Origin of the sequence: Paenibacillus sp. FSL L8-0641, from assembly GCF_038006265.1 — a bacterium.
GTDB classification, from domain to species: domain Bacteria; phylum Bacillota; class Bacilli; order Paenibacillales; family Paenibacillaceae; genus Paenibacillus; species Paenibacillus polymyxa_D.
Genome location: NZ_JBBOUW010000001.1, coordinates 4809592 through 4827052, shown reverse-complemented (window position 1 = coordinate 4827052; position 17461 = coordinate 4809592). Strand labels below are relative to the sequence as shown.

31 protein-coding genes are annotated in these 17461 nt (G+C 45.0%); all 31 read left to right on the top strand.

Annotation, left to right across the window (positions count from 1 at the left end; genetic code table 11):
- Window positions 1–46: 46 nt before the first annotated feature.
- The 31 genes from fusA to rpsK all read left to right on the top strand — a co-directional run bounded on the left by fusA (window position 47) and on the right by rpsK (window position 17332).
- The gene (gene fusA, locus MKY16_RS21895; protein WP_029514491.1) at window positions 47–2125 is read left to right on the top strand and encodes an elongation factor G; all 2079 of its coding nucleotides are present in this window, start codon (window positions 47–49) and stop codon (window positions 2123–2125) included.
- A gap of 94 nt (window positions 2126–2219) precedes the next feature.
- Window positions 2220–3410, top strand: coding sequence for an elongation factor Tu (gene tuf, locus MKY16_RS21890; RefSeq protein ID WP_023990558.1), 1191 nt, complete (start codon window positions 2220–2222; stop codon window positions 3408–3410).
- 338 nt (window positions 3411–3748) lie between these two features.
- Window positions 3749–4057, top strand: a complete 309-nt coding sequence (gene rpsJ / locus MKY16_RS21885; protein WP_005544556.1) for a 30S ribosomal protein S10 — start codon at window positions 3749–3751, stop codon at window positions 4055–4057.
- Window positions 4058–4089: 32 nt separating this feature from the next.
- A complete protein-coding gene (gene rplC / locus MKY16_RS21880) occupies window positions 4090–4713 on the top strand; it encodes a 50S ribosomal protein L3 (RefSeq protein ID WP_013312161.1) in 624 nt (207 codons plus the stop codon).
- 26 nt (window positions 4714–4739) lie between these two features.
- On the top strand, window positions 4740–5363 hold the full coding sequence (rplD, locus tag MKY16_RS21875; RefSeq protein ID WP_013312160.1) for a 50S ribosomal protein L4: 624 nt from the start codon (window positions 4740–4742) through the stop codon (window positions 5361–5363).
- Entirely contained in the window at window positions 5363–5653 is a 291-nt protein-coding gene (gene rplW, locus MKY16_RS21870; RefSeq protein ID WP_013312159.1) for a 50S ribosomal protein L23, read from the top strand. The genes rplD and rplW overlap by 1 nt, the downstream gene beginning before the upstream one ends.
- A gap of 30 nt (window positions 5654–5683) precedes the next feature.
- On the top strand, window positions 5684–6514 hold the full coding sequence (gene rplB, locus MKY16_RS21865; RefSeq protein WP_029514490.1) for a 50S ribosomal protein L2: 831 nt from the start codon (window positions 5684–5686) through the stop codon (window positions 6512–6514).
- Window positions 6515–6586: 72 nt separating this feature from the next.
- Window positions 6587–6865, top strand: a complete 279-nt coding sequence (gene rpsS / locus MKY16_RS21860) for a 30S ribosomal protein S19 (RefSeq protein ID WP_029514489.1) — start codon at window positions 6587–6589, stop codon at window positions 6863–6865.
- A 36-nt stretch (window positions 6866–6901) separates the two neighbouring features.
- Entirely contained in the window at window positions 6902–7234 is a 333-nt protein-coding gene (gene rplV, locus MKY16_RS21855) for a 50S ribosomal protein L22 (protein WP_013312157.1), read from the top strand.
- 13 nt (window positions 7235–7247) lie between these two features.
- The gene (rpsC, locus tag MKY16_RS21850) at window positions 7248–7913 is read left to right on the top strand and encodes a 30S ribosomal protein S3 (protein ID WP_013312156.1); all 666 of its coding nucleotides are present in this window, start codon (window positions 7248–7250) and stop codon (window positions 7911–7913) included.
- A gap of 2 nt (window positions 7914–7915) precedes the next feature.
- Window positions 7916–8350 carry a 50S ribosomal protein L16 gene (rplP, locus tag MKY16_RS21845; protein ID WP_007432576.1) on the top strand — a complete coding sequence of 145 codons (435 nt, stop codon included), beginning with the start codon at window positions 7916–7918 and terminating at the stop codon, window positions 8348–8350.
- On the top strand, window positions 8340–8537 hold the full coding sequence (gene rpmC / locus MKY16_RS21840) for a 50S ribosomal protein L29 (protein WP_007432575.1): 198 nt from the start codon (window positions 8340–8342) through the stop codon (window positions 8535–8537). The genes rplP and rpmC overlap by 11 nt, the downstream gene beginning before the upstream one ends.
- Before the next feature lie 50 nt (window positions 8538–8587).
- Entirely contained in the window at window positions 8588–8851 is a 264-nt protein-coding gene (gene rpsQ / locus MKY16_RS21835; protein ID WP_007432574.1) for a 30S ribosomal protein S17, read from the top strand.
- A gap of 34 nt (window positions 8852–8885) precedes the next feature.
- Window positions 8886–9254 (top strand): 50S ribosomal protein L14, encoded by a 369-nt coding sequence (rplN, locus tag MKY16_RS21830; RefSeq protein ID WP_007432573.1) that lies wholly within the window; start codon window positions 8886–8888, stop codon window positions 9252–9254.
- 36 nt (window positions 9255–9290) lie between these two features.
- Window positions 9291–9644, top strand: a complete 354-nt coding sequence (rplX, locus tag MKY16_RS21825) for a 50S ribosomal protein L24 (RefSeq protein WP_013312155.1) — start codon at window positions 9291–9293, stop codon at window positions 9642–9644.
- A 31-nt stretch (window positions 9645–9675) separates the two neighbouring features.
- Complete coding sequence (gene rplE, locus MKY16_RS21820; protein WP_007432571.1) at window positions 9676–10221, top strand: 50S ribosomal protein L5; 546 nt, start codon at window positions 9676–9678, stop codon at window positions 10219–10221.
- Window positions 10222–10297: 76 nt separating this feature from the next.
- Entirely contained in the window at window positions 10298–10483 is a 186-nt protein-coding gene (locus MKY16_RS21815; RefSeq protein WP_010348808.1) for a type Z 30S ribosomal protein S14, read from the top strand.
- A gap of 32 nt (window positions 10484–10515) precedes the next feature.
- Window positions 10516–10914 carry a 30S ribosomal protein S8 gene (rpsH, locus tag MKY16_RS21810; RefSeq protein WP_007432570.1) on the top strand — a complete coding sequence of 133 codons (399 nt, stop codon included), beginning with the start codon at window positions 10516–10518 and terminating at the stop codon, window positions 10912–10914.
- 33 nt (window positions 10915–10947) lie between these two features.
- The gene (rplF, locus tag MKY16_RS21805) at window positions 10948–11490 is read left to right on the top strand and encodes a 50S ribosomal protein L6 (RefSeq protein WP_029514488.1); all 543 of its coding nucleotides are present in this window, start codon (window positions 10948–10950) and stop codon (window positions 11488–11490) included.
- A gap of 115 nt (window positions 11491–11605) precedes the next feature.
- On the top strand, window positions 11606–11974 hold the full coding sequence (rplR, locus tag MKY16_RS21800; RefSeq protein WP_007432568.1) for a 50S ribosomal protein L18: 369 nt from the start codon (window positions 11606–11608) through the stop codon (window positions 11972–11974).
- Between the two features lie 27 nt (window positions 11975–12001).
- Entirely contained in the window at window positions 12002–12499 is a 498-nt protein-coding gene (gene rpsE / locus MKY16_RS21795; protein WP_013312151.1) for a 30S ribosomal protein S5, read from the top strand.
- A gap of 12 nt (window positions 12500–12511) precedes the next feature.
- Window positions 12512–12697 carry a 50S ribosomal protein L30 gene (rpmD, locus tag MKY16_RS21790; protein ID WP_013312150.1) on the top strand — a complete coding sequence of 62 codons (186 nt, stop codon included), beginning with the start codon at window positions 12512–12514 and terminating at the stop codon, window positions 12695–12697.
- A gap of 43 nt (window positions 12698–12740) precedes the next feature.
- Window positions 12741–13181 carry a 50S ribosomal protein L15 gene (gene rplO, locus MKY16_RS21785; RefSeq protein ID WP_013312149.1) on the top strand — a complete coding sequence of 147 codons (441 nt, stop codon included), beginning with the start codon at window positions 12741–12743 and terminating at the stop codon, window positions 13179–13181.
- Window positions 13181–14479 (top strand): preprotein translocase subunit SecY, encoded by a 1299-nt coding sequence (gene secY, locus MKY16_RS21780; protein ID WP_013312148.1) that lies wholly within the window; start codon window positions 13181–13183, stop codon window positions 14477–14479. Before rplO ends, secY begins: the two co-directional genes overlap by 1 nt.
- 90 nt (window positions 14480–14569) lie before the next feature.
- Window positions 14570–15214, top strand: a complete 645-nt coding sequence (locus MKY16_RS21775; protein WP_029514486.1) for an adenylate kinase — start codon at window positions 14570–14572, stop codon at window positions 15212–15214.
- A gap of 5 nt (window positions 15215–15219) precedes the next feature.
- Complete coding sequence (locus MKY16_RS21770; RefSeq protein ID WP_029514485.1) at window positions 15220–15759, top strand: M24 family metallopeptidase; 540 nt, start codon at window positions 15220–15222, stop codon at window positions 15757–15759.
- Between the two features lie 9 nt (window positions 15760–15768).
- Window positions 15769–16077 carry a KOW domain-containing RNA-binding protein gene (locus MKY16_RS21765; RefSeq protein ID WP_013312145.1) on the top strand — a complete coding sequence of 103 codons (309 nt, stop codon included), beginning with the start codon at window positions 15769–15771 and terminating at the stop codon, window positions 16075–16077.
- A 2-nt stretch (window positions 16078–16079) separates the two neighbouring features.
- Window positions 16080–16295, top strand: a complete 216-nt coding sequence (infA, locus tag MKY16_RS21760) for a translation initiation factor IF-1 (RefSeq protein WP_006212898.1) — start codon at window positions 16080–16082, stop codon at window positions 16293–16295.
- A 118-nt stretch (window positions 16296–16413) separates the two neighbouring features.
- Entirely contained in the window at window positions 16414–16527 is a 114-nt protein-coding gene (rpmJ, locus tag MKY16_RS21755) for a 50S ribosomal protein L36 (protein ID WP_003333770.1), read from the top strand.
- A 21-nt stretch (window positions 16528–16548) separates the two neighbouring features.
- A complete protein-coding gene (rpsM, locus tag MKY16_RS21750) occupies window positions 16549–16917 on the top strand; it encodes a 30S ribosomal protein S13 (protein WP_007432560.1) in 369 nt (122 codons plus the stop codon).
- A 19-nt stretch (window positions 16918–16936) separates the two neighbouring features.
- Entirely contained in the window at window positions 16937–17332 is a 396-nt protein-coding gene (rpsK, locus tag MKY16_RS21745; protein ID WP_013312144.1) for a 30S ribosomal protein S11, read from the top strand.
- Window positions 17333–17461 lie beyond the last annotated feature (129 nt).

The following is a 17461-nucleotide window of genomic DNA, read 5'->3' as shown; positions in this document are numbered from 1 at the left end:
ATTCAGCTCAAAAAAATAACTTCAATTTTGAAGGGAGACCCATTTCATGGCAAGAGAGTTCTCCTTGAAAAATACACGTAATATCGGGATCATGGCTCATATTGACGCGGGTAAAACCACAACAACAGAGCGGATCTTGTTCTACACAGGCCGTACGCACAAAATCGGTGAAGTTCACGAAGGCGCTGCGACAATGGACTGGATGGAACAAGAACAAGAGCGCGGAATCACGATTACTTCCGCTGCGACGACCGCTGCCTGGAAAGGTCACCGCGTCAATATCATCGACACCCCGGGGCACGTTGACTTCACTGTTGAAGTTGAACGTTCCCTTCGTGTATTGGACGGAGCAGTTGGTGTTTTCAGTGCGAAAGAAGGCGTTGAGCCTCAGTCCGAAACCGTATGGAGACAGGCTGATCGCTACGGCGTTCCACGGATCGCATATGTAAACAAAATGGATATCATTGGTGCCGACTTCCTGAATGTTGTCTCTGACATGCGTGATCGCCTTCAAGCGAACGCAGTTGCGATTCAATTGCCAATCGGCGCAGAAAATGATTTTACTGGTATTATCGATATCGTTGAACAAAAAGCTCATATGTACAAAGATGATCTTGGTCAAGATATCGAAGAAGTAGAAGTTCCTGCGGAATTCAAAGATCAAGTTGAAGAACTTCGTAATGAATTGATCGAGAAGGTTGCTGAACTGGACGAAGAATTGACAATGAAATACCTGGAAGGCGAAGAAATTTCGGTTGCCGAAATTAAAGCCGCTCTCCGTAAAGGTGTTGTAGAAGTTAAAATCTTCCCAGTTATCTGTGGATCTTCTTACCGCAATAAAGGTGTTCAGCTGATGTTGGATGCTGTTCTCGACTATTTGCCGGCTCCTATTGATGTGCCAAGTATTCAAGGGCATTTGGAAGACGGTACGGAAGTTGAACGTCACTCTTCCGATGAAGAGCCATTCTCCGCATTGGCATTCAAAATCATGACGGATCCTTACGTTGGTAAGTTGACATTCTTCCGCGTATACTCCGGTGTTCTTCAATCCGGTTCTTACGTATTGAATGCAACAAAAGGTAAACGCGAACGTATCGGACGTATTCTTCAAATGCATGCGAACAGTCGTCAAGAAATCACTGTAGTTTACTCTGGTGATATTGCGGCTGCCGTAGGTTTGAAAGATACAGGTACAGGTGATACACTGTGTGATGAGAAGAGTCCTGTTATTCTCGAGTCCATGAACTTCCCTGATCCGGTTATCGAAATCGCGGTTGAGCCTAAAACCAAAGCTGACCAAGATAAAATGTCTGTAGCTCTCGGTAAGTTGACTGAAGAGGATCCAACTCTTCGCGCTCATACTAACGAAGAAACAGGTCAAACCATCTTGGCGGGTATGGGTGAGCTTCACTTGGACATCATCATTGACCGTATGCGTCGTGAGTTCAAGGTGGAAACAAATGTGGGTAAACCACAGGTTGCTTACCGTGAAACGTTCCGTGCTCCAGCACGTGTCGAAGGTAAATTCGTTCGTCAGTCCGGTGGTCGTGGTCAATATGGTCACGTATGGGTTGAGTTCGAACCGCTTGAGCCAGGTACTGGTAGTCAATTCGAAAGTAAGGTAGTCGGCGGCTCTGTTCCTAGAGAGTACATCGCTCCTGCTCTTGCTGGTATTGAGGAACAAATGAAAAACGGCGTTATCGCAGGCTTCCCGCTTGTGGACGTTAAAGCTACAATCGTGGACGGATCATACCATGATGTCGATTCCAATGAAATGGCATTTAAAATTGCCGGATCAATGGCGCTGAAAGCAGCGAAAGACAAATGTAAACCAGTATTGCTCGAGCCGATTATGAAAGTTGAAGTAACGGTTCCTGAGGAATATATGGGTGACGTAATGGGTATGTTGAACTCCCGTCGTGGTCGGATTGAAGGTATGGATTCCCGCAGTGGAGCTCAAATCATTCGTGCGAAGGTGCCTTTGTCCGAAATGTTCGGATACTCGACTACACTTCGCTCCGGTACACAAGGACGCGGTGTGTTCTCCATGGAACTTTCTCATTATGAAGAAGTTCCGAAGAGCATTGCTGAAGAGATCGTTGCCAAAACCAAAGGCGGCGAGTAATACAATGTATCAGCTGACCGGTATGCTCTGGGTTTTACCAAAAGGGCATCCGGCAGCCTAAAATAAAACAAGTTATTGAGGAGGAATTGTTCAAATGGCAAAGGCTAAGTTTGAGCGTAACAAACCGCACGTTAATATCGGTACTATTGGTCACGTCGATCATGGTAAAACTACTTTGACTGCTGCAATCACAACTGTATTGTCCAAAACTTACGGTGGTGCTGCTGTAGCATTCGATCAAATCGATAAAGCTCCAGAAGAGCGCGAACGCGGTATCACAATCTCCACTGCACACGTGGAGTATGAAACACCTAACCGTCACTATGCACACGTTGACTGCCCAGGTCACGCCGACTATGTTAAAAACATGATCACTGGCGCTGCACAAATGGACGGAGCGATTCTGGTTGTATCCGCAGCTGACGGCCCAATGCCGCAAACTCGCGAGCACATCCTGTTGTCCCGCCAAGTTGGTGTTCCTTACATCGTTGTATTCTTGAACAAATGCGACATGGTTGAAGACGAAGAGTTGCTGGAATTGGTTGAAATGGAAGTTCGCGACTTGCTGAGCGAGTATGACTTCCCAGGCGACGACACTCCAATCACTCGTGGTTCCGCTCGTGAAGCACTGCAAAACCCAGACGGCGACTGGGCTAAGAAAATCGTTGAAATGTTCGAAACAATCGACACTTACATCCCAACTCCAGAACGCGACACTGACAAGCCTTTCCTTATGCCTGTCGAGGACGTATTCTCCATCACTGGTCGTGGTACAGTTGCTACAGGCCGTGTAGAGCGTGGTACAGTTAAAGTGGGCGACGAAATCGAAATCATCGGTATTCAAGAAGAATCCCGTAAATCCGTAGTAACAGGCGTAGAAATGTTCCGTAAATTGCTTGATTCCGCTCAAGCTGGTGACAACATCGGCGCACTGCTTCGCGGTGTAGATCGTGCACAAATCGAGCGCGGCCAAGTATTGGCTAAACCAGGTTCTGTTAACCCACATACAGAATTTTCTGCTCAAATCTACGTTTTGACTAAAGAAGAAGGCGGACGTCACAAACCTTTCTTCACTGGTTACCGTCCACAGTTCTACTTCCGTACAACTGACGTAACTGGAATCATTACTTTGCCAGAAGGTTCCGAAATGGTAATGCCTGGTGATAACATCACGGTTACTGTTCAACTGATCAACCCGATCGCTATCGAAGAAGGAACTAAGTTCTCTATTCGTGAAGGCGGACGTACAGTTGGCGCTGGTGCCGTAGCAACAATCTCCAAATAAGAAGGCTTTTGCCTTTGAATAGAGCAACAGTGTACTGGAACGAGTAACGTTGTATTGGAACGAAGCTTAACGAGCCCCTGCCCTGGTGCGGGGGCTTTTCTCTTGAAAAAATCGCGAGCTGCGAGCACAATTGTATCTTTTGAAAATAAGATGCATTGTTTTTTCGTTTTTGCTTGCAATAGGCAGAACTATTCGATATAATAACTAATGTTGTTTGTGACTGTGCGATGATGTGAGAGGTTACTGACACACCCGGCCCCTTTGCCATGGGAGGGCTGTCGGAAAATTTTCACGGAGTATGTCCGATACCAAATTGGGCGATAGAAGGAGGGACTAAAATGGCAAAGCAAAAAATTCGTATCCGTTTGAAAGCATACGATCATAGAATTCTTGATCAATCCGCTGAGAAAATTGTTGAAACAGCAAAACGTTCGGGCGCAGGTGTATCCGGGCCAATTCCGCTGCCAACTGAAAAACAAATCATTACTATTCTCCGTGCGGTACACAAGTACAAGGATTCCCGGGAGCAGTTCGAAATGCGCACACACAAGCGTTTGATCGACATTGTTAACCCGACTCCACAAACTGTGGATGCCTTGATGCGCTTGGACCTGCCGTCCGGTGTAGATATCGAAATTAAATTGTAATATGTAATTAGGAAAAGAAATGAGGTGTCAACATGAAAGGTATCTTAGGAAAAAAACTCGGAATGACTCAAGTGTTTACCCCTGAAGGTAACGTACTTGCTGTTACGGTTATCGAAGCAGGTCCTTGTGTTGTTCTGCAAAAGAAAGATCTGGAAAACGATGGATACGAAGCTATCCAACTCGGTTTCTCTGATAAAAAAGAAAAAAGATCCAACAAACCTGAAGCAGGACATGCGAAAAAAGCAAATACTGCACCTAAGCGCTACGTTCGTGAACTTCGTGGCATCGACCTTGCTGCGTACGAGGTTGGCCAAGAACTGAAGGCTGATGTCTTCACAGAAGGCGAGTTCGTTGACGTAACAGGTATTTCTAAAGGTAAAGGTTTTGCCGGCGTTATCAAACGTTGGGGACAAAGCCGCGGACCAATGGCACACGGCTCGCGTTACCACAGAGGTCCAGGTTCTATGGGTTCCATTCAAGCTAACCGCGTTCCTAAAGGTAAACACCTGCCAGGACACATGGGGCATGAAACGGTAACTATCCAACGTCTTGAAGTTGTTAAGATCGATACAGAACGTAATGTGTTGCTCGTGAAAGGTTCCATTCCAGGACCTAAAAATAGCTTCGTTAAAGTATTAGAAACGGTGAAAAAATAAACAACTGAAGAAAGGAGGAACACGAAATGCCAAAAGTAGCACTATTTAATATTAGCGGCAGCCAAGTTGGTGAAATTGAATTGAACGACGCAGTGTTCGGTATCGAGCCGAATAAGCACGTTCTTCATGACGCTGTTGTTATGCAATTGGCTTCCCTGCGTCAAGGTACTCACAAAGTAAAAGGACGTTCTGAAGTACGTGGTGGCGGACGTAAACCTTGGAAACAAAAAGGTACTGGCCGCGCTCGTCAAGGTTCGATCCGTGCACCGCAATGGGTTGGTGGCGGTACTGTATTTGGTCCGACTCCACGCAGCTATGCATACAAATTGCCTAAGAAAGTTCGTCGTCTGGCGATCAAATCGGCGTTGTCATCCAAAGTGATTGAGAATGAAATTATCGTATTGGACGCTCTTACACTGAACGGACCTAAAACGAAAGAATTCGCAGCCATTTTGAATAACCTTAAAGCTGATCGTAAAGCATTGATCGTAGCTCCTAGCTATGATGATAATGTAGCACTGTCCGCTCGTAATATTCCTGGTGTGAAGTTTGTAGCCGCAGATGGCATTAATGTTCTTGATGTGCTCGGACACGACAAACTGATCATTACGAAGGAAGCAGTTCAGAAGGTAGAGGAGGTGCTCGCGTAATGAAGGATCCTCGTGATATTATCAAACGTCCGGTTATCACCGAACGTACGGCTGGTATGATGAATGACTTGAAATACGTTTTCGAGGTTGACATTCGTTCTAACAAAGTCGAAGTTAAAAAAGCAATCGAAGCCATTTTTAACGTGAAAGTAAGTAACGTAAATACGCTTCGTGTTCCTGCAAAACCAAAACGCTACGGACGTCATTCCGGCTATACGAGCGAGTGGAAGAAAGCGTTCGTAACGCTGAGCAAAGACAGTAAGCCGCTTGAGTTTTTTGAAACGGTATAATTGAAACTGTAAAGTAAGGAGGGAAACTCAGTGCCAATTAAAAAGTATAAACCAACGTCCCCGGCCAGACGTGCTATGTCTGTATCTACTTTCGAGGAGATTACAACTAATCAGCCCGAGAAATCGTTGCTGGCACCTCTGAGCAAGCAAGCTGGACGCAATAACCAAGGTAAAATTACGGTTCGTCATCATGGCGGCGGACACAAACGTAAGTACCGTATTATTGACTTCAAACGTAACAAAGATGGAATACCGGGCCGCGTTGCTACGATCGAATATGATCCAAACCGTACGTCCAACATCGCACTTATCCACTATGTGGATGGTGAAAAACGTTACATCATCGCTCCTAAAGGTCTGAAAGTAGGAGACGAAGTGGTATCCGGTGCAGGTTCCGATATTAAAATCGGTAACTCTTTGCCATTGGAAAACATTCCAGTAGGTACGGTTATCCACAACATCGAATTGAAACCGGGTAAAGGTGGCCAACTCGTTCGTGCCGCTGGTACGGAAGCCCAACTTCTTGGTAAAGAAGAAAAGTATGTTACAATTCGTTTGACTTCTGGTGAAGTTCGCCGCATTCTGAAAGTTTGCCGCGCGACAATCGGTTCTGTAGGTAACGAAGACCATGAACTGGTGAAAATCGGTAAAGCTGGTCGTAGTCGCTGGTTGGGACAACGTCCTGAAGTTCGCGGTGTTGTAATGAACCCTAACGATCACCCACACGGTGGTGGTGAAGGTCGCGCTCCAATCGGACGTAAATCTCCAATGTCTCCATGGGGTAAACCAACCCTTGGTTACAAGACACGTAAAAAAGGTAAAGCATCTGATAAGTACATCGTTCGTCGTCGTACTAAGTAATAAAACGTGCGCTTAAGTCGCACGTTAACATATTAAGGAACGACTACGTTTTAACGAAGGGAGGATTCATAAATGGGTCGCAGTCTCAAAAAAGGACCATTCATTGATGGTTACCTGTTGAAAAAAGTAGAGGTTTTGAACGAGTCGGAGAAAAAAGTGGTAATCAAAACTTGGTCCCGTCGCTCTACGATTTTCCCGCAATTTATCGGACATACGTTTGGTGTATACGATGGCCGTAAACACGTGCCAGTATACGTAACGGAAGATATGGTCGGACACAAATTGGGCGAATTTGCTCCAACACGTACGTACAAAGGCCATACGGATGACGATAAGAAAACAAGAAGATAATCAACACAGCGTAGTGTTTGAGAGGAGGTAAACTCAATGGAAGCAAAAGCACATGCTAAATCCGTACGGATTTCTGCTCGCAAAGTGAAACTTGTTATCGATTTGATTCGCGGTAAGCAGGTTGGTGAGGCGATTGCAATTCTTCGTCACACTCCAAAGTCCGCTTCTCCAGTCGTTGAGAAATTGTTGAATTCTGCGATTGCAAATGCAGATCACAACTACTCTTTGGACGTAAATAAATTGGTAGTATCTCAGGTTTTTGTAAACCAAGGTCCTACAATGAAACGATTCCGCCCGCGTGCAATGGGTCGTGCAAGCCGTATTAACAAACGCACCAGTCATATTACTCTGGTGGTATCTGAAAAATAAGGAGGGAAAACGTGTGGGCCAAAAGGTAAATCCCGTCGGACTCCGAATCGGTATTATCCGTGATTGGGAATCCAAATGGTATGCAGGCAAAGATTTCGGTGATCTTTTGCTGGAAGACGTTAGAATTCGTGAACATCTGAAAAAAAGATTGAAAGACTCCGCTGTATCCCGTGTTGAAATCGAGAGAGCAGCTAACCGTGTCAATGTAACGATTCACACTGCGAAACCAGGTATGGTTATCGGTAAGGGTGGTTCCGAAGTTGAAAATCTGCGTAATGAAATTACTAAAATCGCAGGCGGTAAAAAGGTGCACATCAATATTTCTGAAATTAAAAATCCTGAACTGGACGCAATCTTGGTTGCTGAAAGCATTGCACAACAATTGGAACGTCGTGTTTCTTTCCGTCGTGCTTTGAAACAAGCGATTCAAAGAACTATGCGTTCCGGAGCAAAAGGAATTAAAACTCAAGTAGGCGGACGTCTTGGCGGTGCCGAAATCGCTCGTTCCGAAGGGTACAGCGAAGGAACTGTTCCACTGCATACGCTTCGTGCCGACATTGACTATGGTACAGCGGAAGCTCATACTACTTACGGCCGTCTTGGCGTAAAAGTATGGATCTATCGTGGAGAGGTTCTTCCTCCAGCTAAGAAACAAGCTCCTCAGGAAGGAGGCAACTAATCATGTTGGTACCAAAACGCGTAAAACATCGTAAACAACAACGTGGTCATATGAAGGGTCGTGCAAAAGGCGGTACTACACTGAACTTTGGTGAGTACGGTTTGCAAGCTACTGAACCTGCATGGATTACTAACCGTCAAATCGAAGCTGCTCGTATTGCGATGACTCGTTACATCAAACGTGGTGGTAAGGTTTGGATTAAAATTTTCCCTGATAAACCAATTACTCAGAAGCCTCTTGAGGTTCGTATGGGTAGTGGTAAAGGTAACGTAGAAAAATGGGTTGCAGTAGTGAAACCAGGCAAGATTATGTTTGAACTTGCTGGTGTTCCGGAAGAGATTGCTCGTGAAGCAATGCGTCTTGCCGCTCACAAACTGCCAATCAAAACTAAGTTTGTGAAACGTGAAGAATTGGGTGGTGAAGCAAATGAAGGCTAGTGAATTCCGCAACCTAACCACTGCTGAAATCGAACAAAAGATCTCCGGTTTTAAAGAAGAACTTTTTAACCTTCGTTTTCAACTCGCTACCGGTCAGCTTGATAACCCGACTCGGATCGGCGCTGTGCGTAAGGAAATTGCTCGTGCTAAAACTGTGATCCGTGAAAGAGAACTTGGGATTAGCTAAGATATCAGACCGGGTGGAAAATCCGCCTGTAATTAGGAAGGAGGCCAACAATGAGCGAACGTAATGCCCGTAAAGTATTAGTCGGTAAAGTAGTCAGCGACAAAATGGATAAAACGATTGTGATTGCTGTAGAAACTTACAAAAAACATGATCTCTACCATAAACGCATTAAAGTAACTAAGAAATTCAAAGCTCATGATGAAAACAACACTGCACAAATCGGTGATACTGTTAAAATCATGGAAACTCGCCCTTTGTCCAAAGACAAAAACTGGAGACTGGTCGAAATCGTTGAAAAAGCTGTTATAATCTAATGTAGTGTAGTTTTTCCGAAAGGAGGATAAATAAATGATTCAACCATTTACACGTTTGACTGTAGCTGACAATTCCGGCGCGAAGGAACTGATGTGTATCCGTGTGCTCGGTGGTACGGGACGTCGTACAGCTCAAATTGGTGACCTGATCGTTTGTTCCGTAAAACAAGCAACACCAGGCGGCGTTGTCAAAAAGGGTGATGTAGTAAGAGCGGTTGTTGTTCGTACTAAACGTTCTATCCGCCGTAAAGACGGTTCCTACATCGGATTTGACGAGAACGCAGCAGTGGTCGTTAAAGAAGACAAGAGCCCACGTGGTACTCGTATTTTCGGACCAGTTGCTCGCGAACTTCGTGACAAGGACTTCATGAAAATCGTTTCCTTGGCTCCGGAAGTGATCTAAACTCACCTTAAAATGTGCCCGTAGGAGGTGTACGAAATGCCAAAAGTGAAAAAAGTTCTGGAATCCCATAACAACAAGCTGCACGTCAAAAAAGACGACACTGTTCTGGTGATTACAGGTAAAGATAAAGGTAAAAAAGGTCGCGTTATCGCTGCCTACCCTCGTCAAAACCGTGTGCTTGTGGAAGGTGTTAACATGATTAAAAAACACCAAAAGCCTAATCAGCTGAATCCACAAGGCGGCATCATCGAGAAAGAAGCTCCGATTCACGTTTCCAACGTTATGCACATTGATCCGAAGAGCGGAAAAGTAACCCGTGTTGGTTACAAAGTTTTGGACAACGGAAAAAAAGTGCGCATTGCAAAACGTTCTGGCGAAGTGATCGACTAATTATTTTTTAAAGAAAGGAGGTATATGATTCATGGCTACAACAAGAATGAAAGAACGTTTCTTGAAAGAAATCACTCCTGCTTTGATGCAGAAGTTCAACTATACAACAGTGATGCAAGTGCCTAAAATCGAGAAAGTTGTAATCAACATGGGTGTTGGCGACGCAGTCCAAAACTCCAAAGTGCTTGATTCAGCTCTCAACGACATGCAGCTGATCGCTGGTCAAAAGCCAGTAATCACTCGCGCGAAAAAATCTATCGCAGGTTTTAAATTGCGTGAAAACATGCCAATCGGTGTAAAGGTAACACTTCGTGGCGAGCGTATGTATTATTTCTTGGACAAATTGTTCAACATTACTCTTCCTCGCGTACGTGACTTCCATGGTGTATCAACAAAAGCTTTCGACGGACGTGGTAACTACACGCTTGGTCTGAAAGAACAGTTGATCTTCCCGGAAATCGAGTATGATCAAGTTGATAAAGTTCGTGGTATGGACATCGTTATCGTAACGACTGCCAAAACTGACGAAGAGTCCCGTGAGCTTCTGACTCAGCTGGGCATGCCTTTCGCAAAATAATGTTGGCATAACGTTTCGGGCGTCTGATTTTAAAGACACCCTGTTCTCCGAAACTATTTAGGAGGTGTCAGGCTAAGTGGCAAAAACTTCGATGAAAGTCAAACAACAACGCGCACCAAAGTTTAAAGTTCGTGCTTACACTCGTTGCGAGCGTTGTGGTCGTCCACATTCGGTACTGCAAAAGTTTAAGATCTGCAGAATTTGCTTCCGTGAATTAGCTTATAAAGGCCAGATTCCTGGCGTGAAAAAAGCAAGCTGGTAAAAAGTCCTGTTTGGGAAGGAGGTTTATACACAATGACTATGTCTGATCCAATTGCAGATATGCTTACTCGTATTCGTAACGCGAACACAGTTCGTCACGAAACAGTAGAAATGCCTGCATCTACAATGAAAAAACAAATCGCCGACATCCTGAAACGTGAAGGATTCATTCGTGATGCGGAATTTGTTGAAGATAGCAAACAAGGGATCATCCGTATTTTCTTGAAATACGGTGCGAACAACGAGCGTGTTATCACAGGTTTGAAAAGAATCAGTAAACCAGGTCTTCGCGTTTACACGAAGAGCAATGAGATTCCACGCGTACTGGGTGGACTCGGGATCGCAATCATTTCAACATCCAAAGGTATCATGACCGACAAAGAAGCACGTCAGTCTAAAGCCGGCGGAGAAGTTGTTTGCTACGTTTGGTAAGATAACGTTTAAAAGATAGGAGGTGCAACAGATATGTCCCGTATTGGTCGTAAACCAATCACAGTACCAAGTGGTGTTGACGTGACTTTGAACAACACAGCGATCACAGTTAAAGGTCCTAAAGGAACATTGACTCGTGAGCTTCATAAAGACATGTCCGTTACTGTGGAAAACAATGAAATTAATGTAGTTCGTCCTTCGGACAACAAACTTCACCGCTCTTTGCATGGAACAACCCGCAGCGTTGTCAGCAACATGGTAAGTGGTGTAACTGAAGGATTTTCAAAATCTCTGGAGCTGGTTGGGGTCGGATATCGTGCAAGCAAATCCGGAGATAAAATCGTTCTGAACGTTGGATATTCTCATCCGGTTGAAATCACACCGGAAGCGGGCATCGAATTCGAAGTTCCTTCGAACACTAAAATCATCGTTCGCGGAATTGATAAAGAGCGTGTAGGTGCCTACGCTGCTAAAATTCGTTCCGTTCGTGAACCTGAACCGTACAAAGGTAAAGGGATTAAATACGAAGGCGAGCGCATCATCCGTAAAGAAGGTAAAGCCGGTAAGAAGAAATAAGTTTCTTACCGACTTTGTGCGGTCTTTCTGCTGGAAAGACTTCGTACTTCTTTTTTACCCAGTGCGTCTTAGTATAAAGATTTAAAAGGCAAACTGAAGGGAGTGAAAACTTGAGATGATTACAAAACAAGATAAAAATAAAGCACGTGTCAGAAGACATCTGCGTGTACGTAAGAAAATCGAAGGTACGGCTGTACGTCCTCGTTTGAACGTATTCCGCTCTTCCAAGCATATCTACGCACAACTGATTGATGATGTAGCTGGTGTAACATTGGTATCTGCATCCACTATGGATAAAGAACTGAGCAGCGAAATCAAAAACGGCGGTAGTGTAGAAGCAGCTCGTAAGGTTGGCGAACTCGTTGCTAAACGTGCGAAAGAAAAAGGTCATGCTAACATCGTATTTGACCGTGGTGGATACTTGTATCATGGACGGATTCAAGCTTTGGCTGATGCAGCTCGCGAAGCAGGCCTTGAATTCTAAGACATTTCTCAAAAGGAGGTTAACGACTTGCGTGTAGATCCGAATACTTTGGAACTGACTGAAAGAGTAGTAAATATTAATCGTGTAGCTAAAGTTGTCAAAGGCGGACGCCGTTTCAGCTTCAGTGCTCTGGTAGTAGTGGGCGACGGCAACGGCTGGGTAGGCGCTGGAATCGGTAAAGCTGGCGAAGTACCTGATGCAATTCGCAAAGGTATTGAAGATGCTAAGAAAAACCTGGTTCACGTTCCACTCGTAGGAACAACAATTCCTCACCTTGTTACAGGTAAGTTCGGTGCTGGCCGGGTTCTGTTGAAACCGGCATCGGAAGGTACTGGAGTTATCGCTGGCGGTCCGGTTCGTGCTGTACTGGAACTTGCTGGTGTAGGTGATATCTTGACAAAATCTTTGGGTTCTTCGAATTCCATGAATATGGTCAATGCGACTTTGGAAGGTTTGTCCCGTTTGAAACGCGCTGAAGAAGTTGCAAAATTGCGCGGCAAATCCATCGAAGAGCTGCTGGGCTAAGGAGGGAATATCATGGCGAAATTAGAAATTACCCTCGTTCGTTCGTTGATCGGCCGTCCTGGTAATCAGAGAACGACTGTTAAAACGCTCGGCTTGCGTAAAATCAACCATAAAGTAGTTCAACCCGACAATGCAGCTATTCGCGGGATGATTAATCAAGTTAGCCATTTGGTTTCTGTTAAAGAAATTGAGGCTTAAGAAATAAAGTATTTTAACAATAATCAAGGAGGTGCAACGAACGATGAAGTTACATGAGCTTTCCCCAGCTCCAGGCTCCCGCAAAGAACGTAAACGTTTGGGTCGTGGTCCTAGTAGTGGTACGGGTAAAACTTCTGGTCGTGGTCATAAAGGTCAAAACGCTCGTTCCGGCGGTGGTGTACGTCCGGGCTTCGAGGGTGGTCAAAACCCACTGTATCGTCGCTTGCCTAAACGCGGTTTCGTAAATCCTACTCGTAAAGAGTATGCGGTTTTGAATATCGAAGATTTGAACAGTTTTGCAGCGGGTACAGAAGTAAGCCCTGAGTTTTTGCTGAACAATGGCATTGTGAAAAACGCCAAATCCGGAATTAAAATTCTGGGTAACGGTGAAATCACTGTGAAATTGACAGTTAAAGCGAACAAGTTCTCTCAATCTGCGGTAGAGAAAATTGAAGCTGCCGGCGGTAAAACCGAGGTGATCTAATGTTCAAGACCCTGAAAAATATATGGCGGGTTGAGGATCTTAGAACCCGAATCCTGTTCACCCTGTTTATACTCTTTGTATATCGTATTGGCTCCTTCGTGCCGGTTCCCGGCGTGAACAAGCAAGTCTTTACTTCTCAGGATCAAGCAGGAAGCGAGTTGTTTGGACTCCTTAACACCTTCTCAGGGGGCGCATTGTATCAGTTTTCGATCTTCGCCCTCGGGATTATGCCATATATTACAGCGTCCATCATTGTACAGTTGCTGTCAATGGACGTGATTCCGAAACTTGCGGAATGGGCTAAACAAGGAGAGCATGGTAAAAAGAAGTTGGCTCAAATTACGCGTTATGGTACGGTAATACTTGGCCTGATTCAAGCATTCGGAACGTCGATTGGCTTTAATCGACTGTACGGTGCAGCGATGATTCCAGGAGCCACTTTTGCAGATTATCTGGTCATTGCCATTGTGCTTACAGCAGGAACTACGTTCCTTATGTGGCTCGGTGAGCAAATTACCGAAAAGGGAATCGGCAATGGTATCTCTATTGTTATCTTCGCAGGGATTGCGGCGGGTATTCCAAGACATATTCGGACGGTTGTAGAATCTCAGTTTATTCAGGCGGATCAGCTGTTTATGAATATTCTGAAGGCAATTATAATTGCTCTGGTGATTGTTCTGATTATTGTTGGTGTTATCTACATCCAGCAAGGTATTCGGAAAATCCCGGTACAATACGCGAAACGTGTAGTTGGCAACAAAATGTACGGTGGCCAGAATACGCATATTCCGATGAAAATTAATGCGGCAGGCGTTATTCCGGTAATCTTTGCGGTATCATTGCTGCAATTCCCGACAATTATTGCGAGTTTCTGGGCAGATCATGTTTGGGCTAAGTGGGTTACCACTTACTTGTATTATGACAAGCCGCTGGGCATGGTTTTGTATGTCGTAATGATTATCGGTTTCACATTCTTCTATACCTTTGTACAGATGAATCCGCAGCAAATGGCCGACAATATGAAGAAAAACGGCGGTTATATTCCGGGAATTCGTCCGGGTAAAGCCACGGAGAAATACTTGACACGAGTAATGTCACGTTTGACAATGACAGGAGCTTTGTTTCTGGCAGTCATATCCGTTTTGCCGGTATTCTTCGGTTCGCTTTCGGGCTTGCCTCGTTCCGTGCAAATTGGCGGTACTTCATTGCTCATCATCATTGGTGTAGCATTGGATACAATGAAGCAAATCGAAAGCCAACTGATCAAACGCCATTACAAAGGCTTCATCAACAAATAGGCAATAGGTACCGGCTTAGGATGTTCGCATGCTTACCGGCACCTTTTGTGCTGTTTCTTGTGTAGGGGTCGTCTTGAGGAGTGACAGATTGTGAATATTTTGATCATGGGCCCTCCGGGGGCTGGTAAAGGTACACAAGCAGATGTCATTGTGAAGGAATTCGGCATTCCTCATATCTCGACAGGTGATGCTTTTCGCCTAGCGATGAAACAGGGAACACCTATTGGCATTAAAGCTAAAGAATATATCGACAAGGGTGAACTTGTTCCGGATGACGTAACAATCGGCATCGTTGAAGAACGGCTGCAACAGCCAGATTGCAAGAAAGGGTTCTTGCTGGACGGTTTTCCAAGAACTTTGGCTCAGGCTGAAGCCTTGGATCAAATTTTGGGTCGTTTGAATACGAAGCTAGATGACGTTATTAACTTGAAAGTGGATAGTGACAACTTGTTGGCACGAATCACAGGACGGCGGGTTTGTAAAACCTGCGGAACTAGCTATCATATTGTCTTTAATCCTCCTAAGGTTGAAGGCATTTGCGACAAAGACGGTGGGGAACTCTATCAGCGTCCTGACGATAATGAAGATAGCGTAAGAACACGACTTGACGAATATAGTAATAAAACAGCACCACTCCTCACGTTTTATGAGAACCAGAATCTTCTGCGTCATATCGACGGAGAACAGGATATTGATGTGGTTTCCCAAAATATCGTGTCCTTGTTGCGGGGTTAGCTGTAATGATCATTTGCAAGTCGGGGGCGGAATCAAGCTTTATGAGGAAAGCTGAGAGAATAGTTACGGAAACGGATCATTTCTTGGCAGGACACATCGAGCCCGGTATTACGACCGGTGAACTTGATCATTTAGCTGATCGGTATATTCGCAGTCAGGGAGCTGTGCCGTCTTTTAAAGGTTATAACGGTTTTCCTGCTAGCATTTGCGCTTCAGTCAACGAACAACTGGTGCACGGATTTCCCGGCAAACGCAAGTTAAACAAAGGCGATATCATCGCGAAAACTCGCCAGTTTACAATGTCGCATGCCATTCGGCAATATATTGAGAATCCAAACCGTGGTATTCCTGAGCAGGGGCCGAGGCTGAAAACCGGCATTGTGCTGGCTATTGAATCTATGATTCAAATAGGTTCTCACCATGTAGGGGCGCTGGAAGACAACTGGACGGTCGTTACGATCAACGTAACCTCATGTGCTCATAACGAGCAAGCGGTGACGTGCGGAACGGGCGGCATGGACATTTTCACGAAACTGAGTGCGTAGGTGATTGGAATGATTCAGCAAGGAAACCTGCAAATCGGTCAGCTGGTGAAGATTCTGAAAGGCAGAGGTGCCGGACAGATTGCGGTTGTCGTTTCAGTAGCAGATAGCAGGTTTGTATATATTGCGGATGGGGATAAACGAAAGTTTGATCAAGCGAAGAAGAAAAATGTTCTTCATTTGGTGCCTCAGCCAAAGATTAGTAGCGAGATTGTAAACAGTTTAAACGAAAGCGGTCGGGTGACGAATGGAAAGCTGCGCCATGCAGTGAAAACTTTCCTGGATTCGTCCGAATACCAAGCTGAAGAGAAAGGAGACTGACTTTGGCCAAAGAAGATGTCATTGAGGTTGAAGGTACGGTAATCGAGCCACTGCCGAACGCTACGTTCAAGGTAGAGCTGGAGAACGGTCATCAAATTCTTGCTCATGTTTCCGGAAAGCTGCGGATGCACTTTATCCGTATTTTGACAGGCGACAAGGTGGTTGTACAGTTATCGCCTTACGATTTAACCAAAGGCCGTATAACGTACCGCAAGTAATTCATGCAGGTTTTTATTAAACGTATATCATTTAAAAAAACTTGTTTTGCTCGGCAAAACGATGTGAATGTTCACGAAGCGAGTTTTACCAGGGTAAAGCTTGGAGGAGGTAATCAACATGAAGGTAAGACCTTCTGTAAAACCTATTTGCGAAAAATGCAAAGTCATTCGCCGCAAAGGGAATGTAATGGTTATTTGCGAAAATCCGAAACACAAACAAAAACAAGGTTAATAGAAGGGGGTGTAGCGTAAAATGGCTCGTATAGCTGGTGTGGATTTGCCACGTGACAAACGCGTTGAGATCGCCTTGACTTACATTTTCGGAATCGGTAAAACGACTTCTCAGAAAATCTTGAAGGAAACAGGCATCAGTGCAAACACGCGTGTTCGTGATTTGACTGAAGATGAAGTGAGCAAATTACGTGAAACGATCGACAAAGAAGTTAAAGTAGAAGGCGATCTGCGTCGTGAAATTTCCTTGAATATTAAACGTCTGACTGAGATTGGCTGCTACCGTGGTGTTCGTCACCGTCGTGGGTTGCCTGTTCGCGGACAACGTACTAAAACTAATGCTCGTACGCGTAAAGGTCCTCGTCGGACTGTAGCGAACAAAAAGAAATAAGAAGGGAGGATAACATTCAATGGCTAAACCGAAAAAAGTTGTACGTACAAAACGCCGTGACCGTAAAAATATCGAGACTGGCGTGGCACACATCCGTTCCACGTTCAACAACACGATCGTTACGATCACAGATCCACACGGTAACGCAATCTCTTGGGCCAGCTCAGGCGGCATGGGATTCCGTGGTTCCCGTAAATCTACTCCATTCGCAGCGCAAATGGCCGCAGAAACTGCTGCTAAAGCTGCTATGGAACACGGCATGAAAACTGTCGAAGTCATGGTTAAAGGACCTGGTGCAGGTCGCGAAGCAGCAATCCGCTCTTTGCAAGCTGCTGGTTTGGAAGTTAACCTGATCAAAGACGTAACTCCGGTACCTCATAACGGATGCCGTCCTCCAAAACGTCGTCGCGTCTAATGAGATTTCTCCTCTGCGTGTAGTATAGATCCGGCACAAACTGCCAAGAATGGATGTTTAGGTATACTGCATGATAGACTATGGATAAGGTGAATGTTTCATATAGGAGCGACGTTTTGAAGGAGGGAT

Coding starts and splice junctions, on each gene's coding strand:
- fusA (WP_029514491.1), top strand. CDS start 47: ATGGCAAGAGAGTTCTCCTTGAAAAATACACGTAATATCGGGATCATG.
- tuf (WP_023990558.1), top strand. CDS start 2,220: ATGGCAAAGGCTAAGTTTGAGCGTAACAAACCGCACGTTAATATCGGT.
- rpsJ (WP_005544556.1), top strand. CDS start 3,749: ATGGCAAAGCAAAAAATTCGTATCCGTTTGAAAGCATACGATCATAGA.
- rplC (WP_013312161.1), top strand. CDS start 4,090: ATGAAAGGTATCTTAGGAAAAAAACTCGGAATGACTCAAGTGTTTACC.
- rplD (WP_013312160.1), top strand. CDS start 4,740: ATGCCAAAAGTAGCACTATTTAATATTAGCGGCAGCCAAGTTGGTGAA.
- rplW (WP_013312159.1), top strand. CDS start 5,363: ATGAAGGATCCTCGTGATATTATCAAACGTCCGGTTATCACCGAACGT.
- rpsS (WP_029514489.1), top strand. CDS start 6,587: ATGGGTCGCAGTCTCAAAAAAGGACCATTCATTGATGGTTACCTGTTG.
- rplV (WP_013312157.1), top strand. CDS start 6,902: ATGGAAGCAAAAGCACATGCTAAATCCGTACGGATTTCTGCTCGCAAA.
- rplP (WP_007432576.1), top strand. CDS start 7,916: ATGTTGGTACCAAAACGCGTAAAACATCGTAAACAACAACGTGGTCAT.
- rpmC (WP_007432575.1), top strand. CDS start 8,340: ATGAAGGCTAGTGAATTCCGCAACCTAACCACTGCTGAAATCGAACAA.
- rpsQ (WP_007432574.1), top strand. CDS start 8,588: ATGAGCGAACGTAATGCCCGTAAAGTATTAGTCGGTAAAGTAGTCAGC.
- rplN (WP_007432573.1), top strand. CDS start 8,886: ATGATTCAACCATTTACACGTTTGACTGTAGCTGACAATTCCGGCGCG.
- rplX (WP_013312155.1), top strand. CDS start 9,291: ATGCCAAAAGTGAAAAAAGTTCTGGAATCCCATAACAACAAGCTGCAC.
- rplE (WP_007432571.1), top strand. CDS start 9,676: ATGGCTACAACAAGAATGAAAGAACGTTTCTTGAAAGAAATCACTCCT.
- rpsH (WP_007432570.1), top strand. CDS start 10,516: ATGACTATGTCTGATCCAATTGCAGATATGCTTACTCGTATTCGTAAC.
- rplF (WP_029514488.1), top strand. CDS start 10,948: ATGTCCCGTATTGGTCGTAAACCAATCACAGTACCAAGTGGTGTTGAC.
- rplR (WP_007432568.1), top strand. CDS start 11,606: ATGATTACAAAACAAGATAAAAATAAAGCACGTGTCAGAAGACATCTG.
- rpmD (WP_013312150.1), top strand. CDS start 12,512: ATGGCGAAATTAGAAATTACCCTCGTTCGTTCGTTGATCGGCCGTCCT.
- rplO (WP_013312149.1), top strand. CDS start 12,741: ATGAAGTTACATGAGCTTTCCCCAGCTCCAGGCTCCCGCAAAGAACGT.
- secY (WP_013312148.1), top strand. CDS start 13,181: ATGTTCAAGACCCTGAAAAATATATGGCGGGTTGAGGATCTTAGAACC.
- MKY16_RS21770 (WP_029514485.1), top strand. CDS start 15,220: ATGATCATTTGCAAGTCGGGGGCGGAATCAAGCTTTATGAGGAAAGCT.
- MKY16_RS21765 (WP_013312145.1), top strand. CDS start 15,769: ATGATTCAGCAAGGAAACCTGCAAATCGGTCAGCTGGTGAAGATTCTG.
- rpmJ (WP_003333770.1), top strand. CDS start 16,414: ATGAAGGTAAGACCTTCTGTAAAACCTATTTGCGAAAAATGCAAAGTC.
- rpsM (WP_007432560.1), top strand. CDS start 16,549: ATGGCTCGTATAGCTGGTGTGGATTTGCCACGTGACAAACGCGTTGAG.
- rpsK (WP_013312144.1), top strand. CDS start 16,937: ATGGCTAAACCGAAAAAAGTTGTACGTACAAAACGCCGTGACCGTAAA.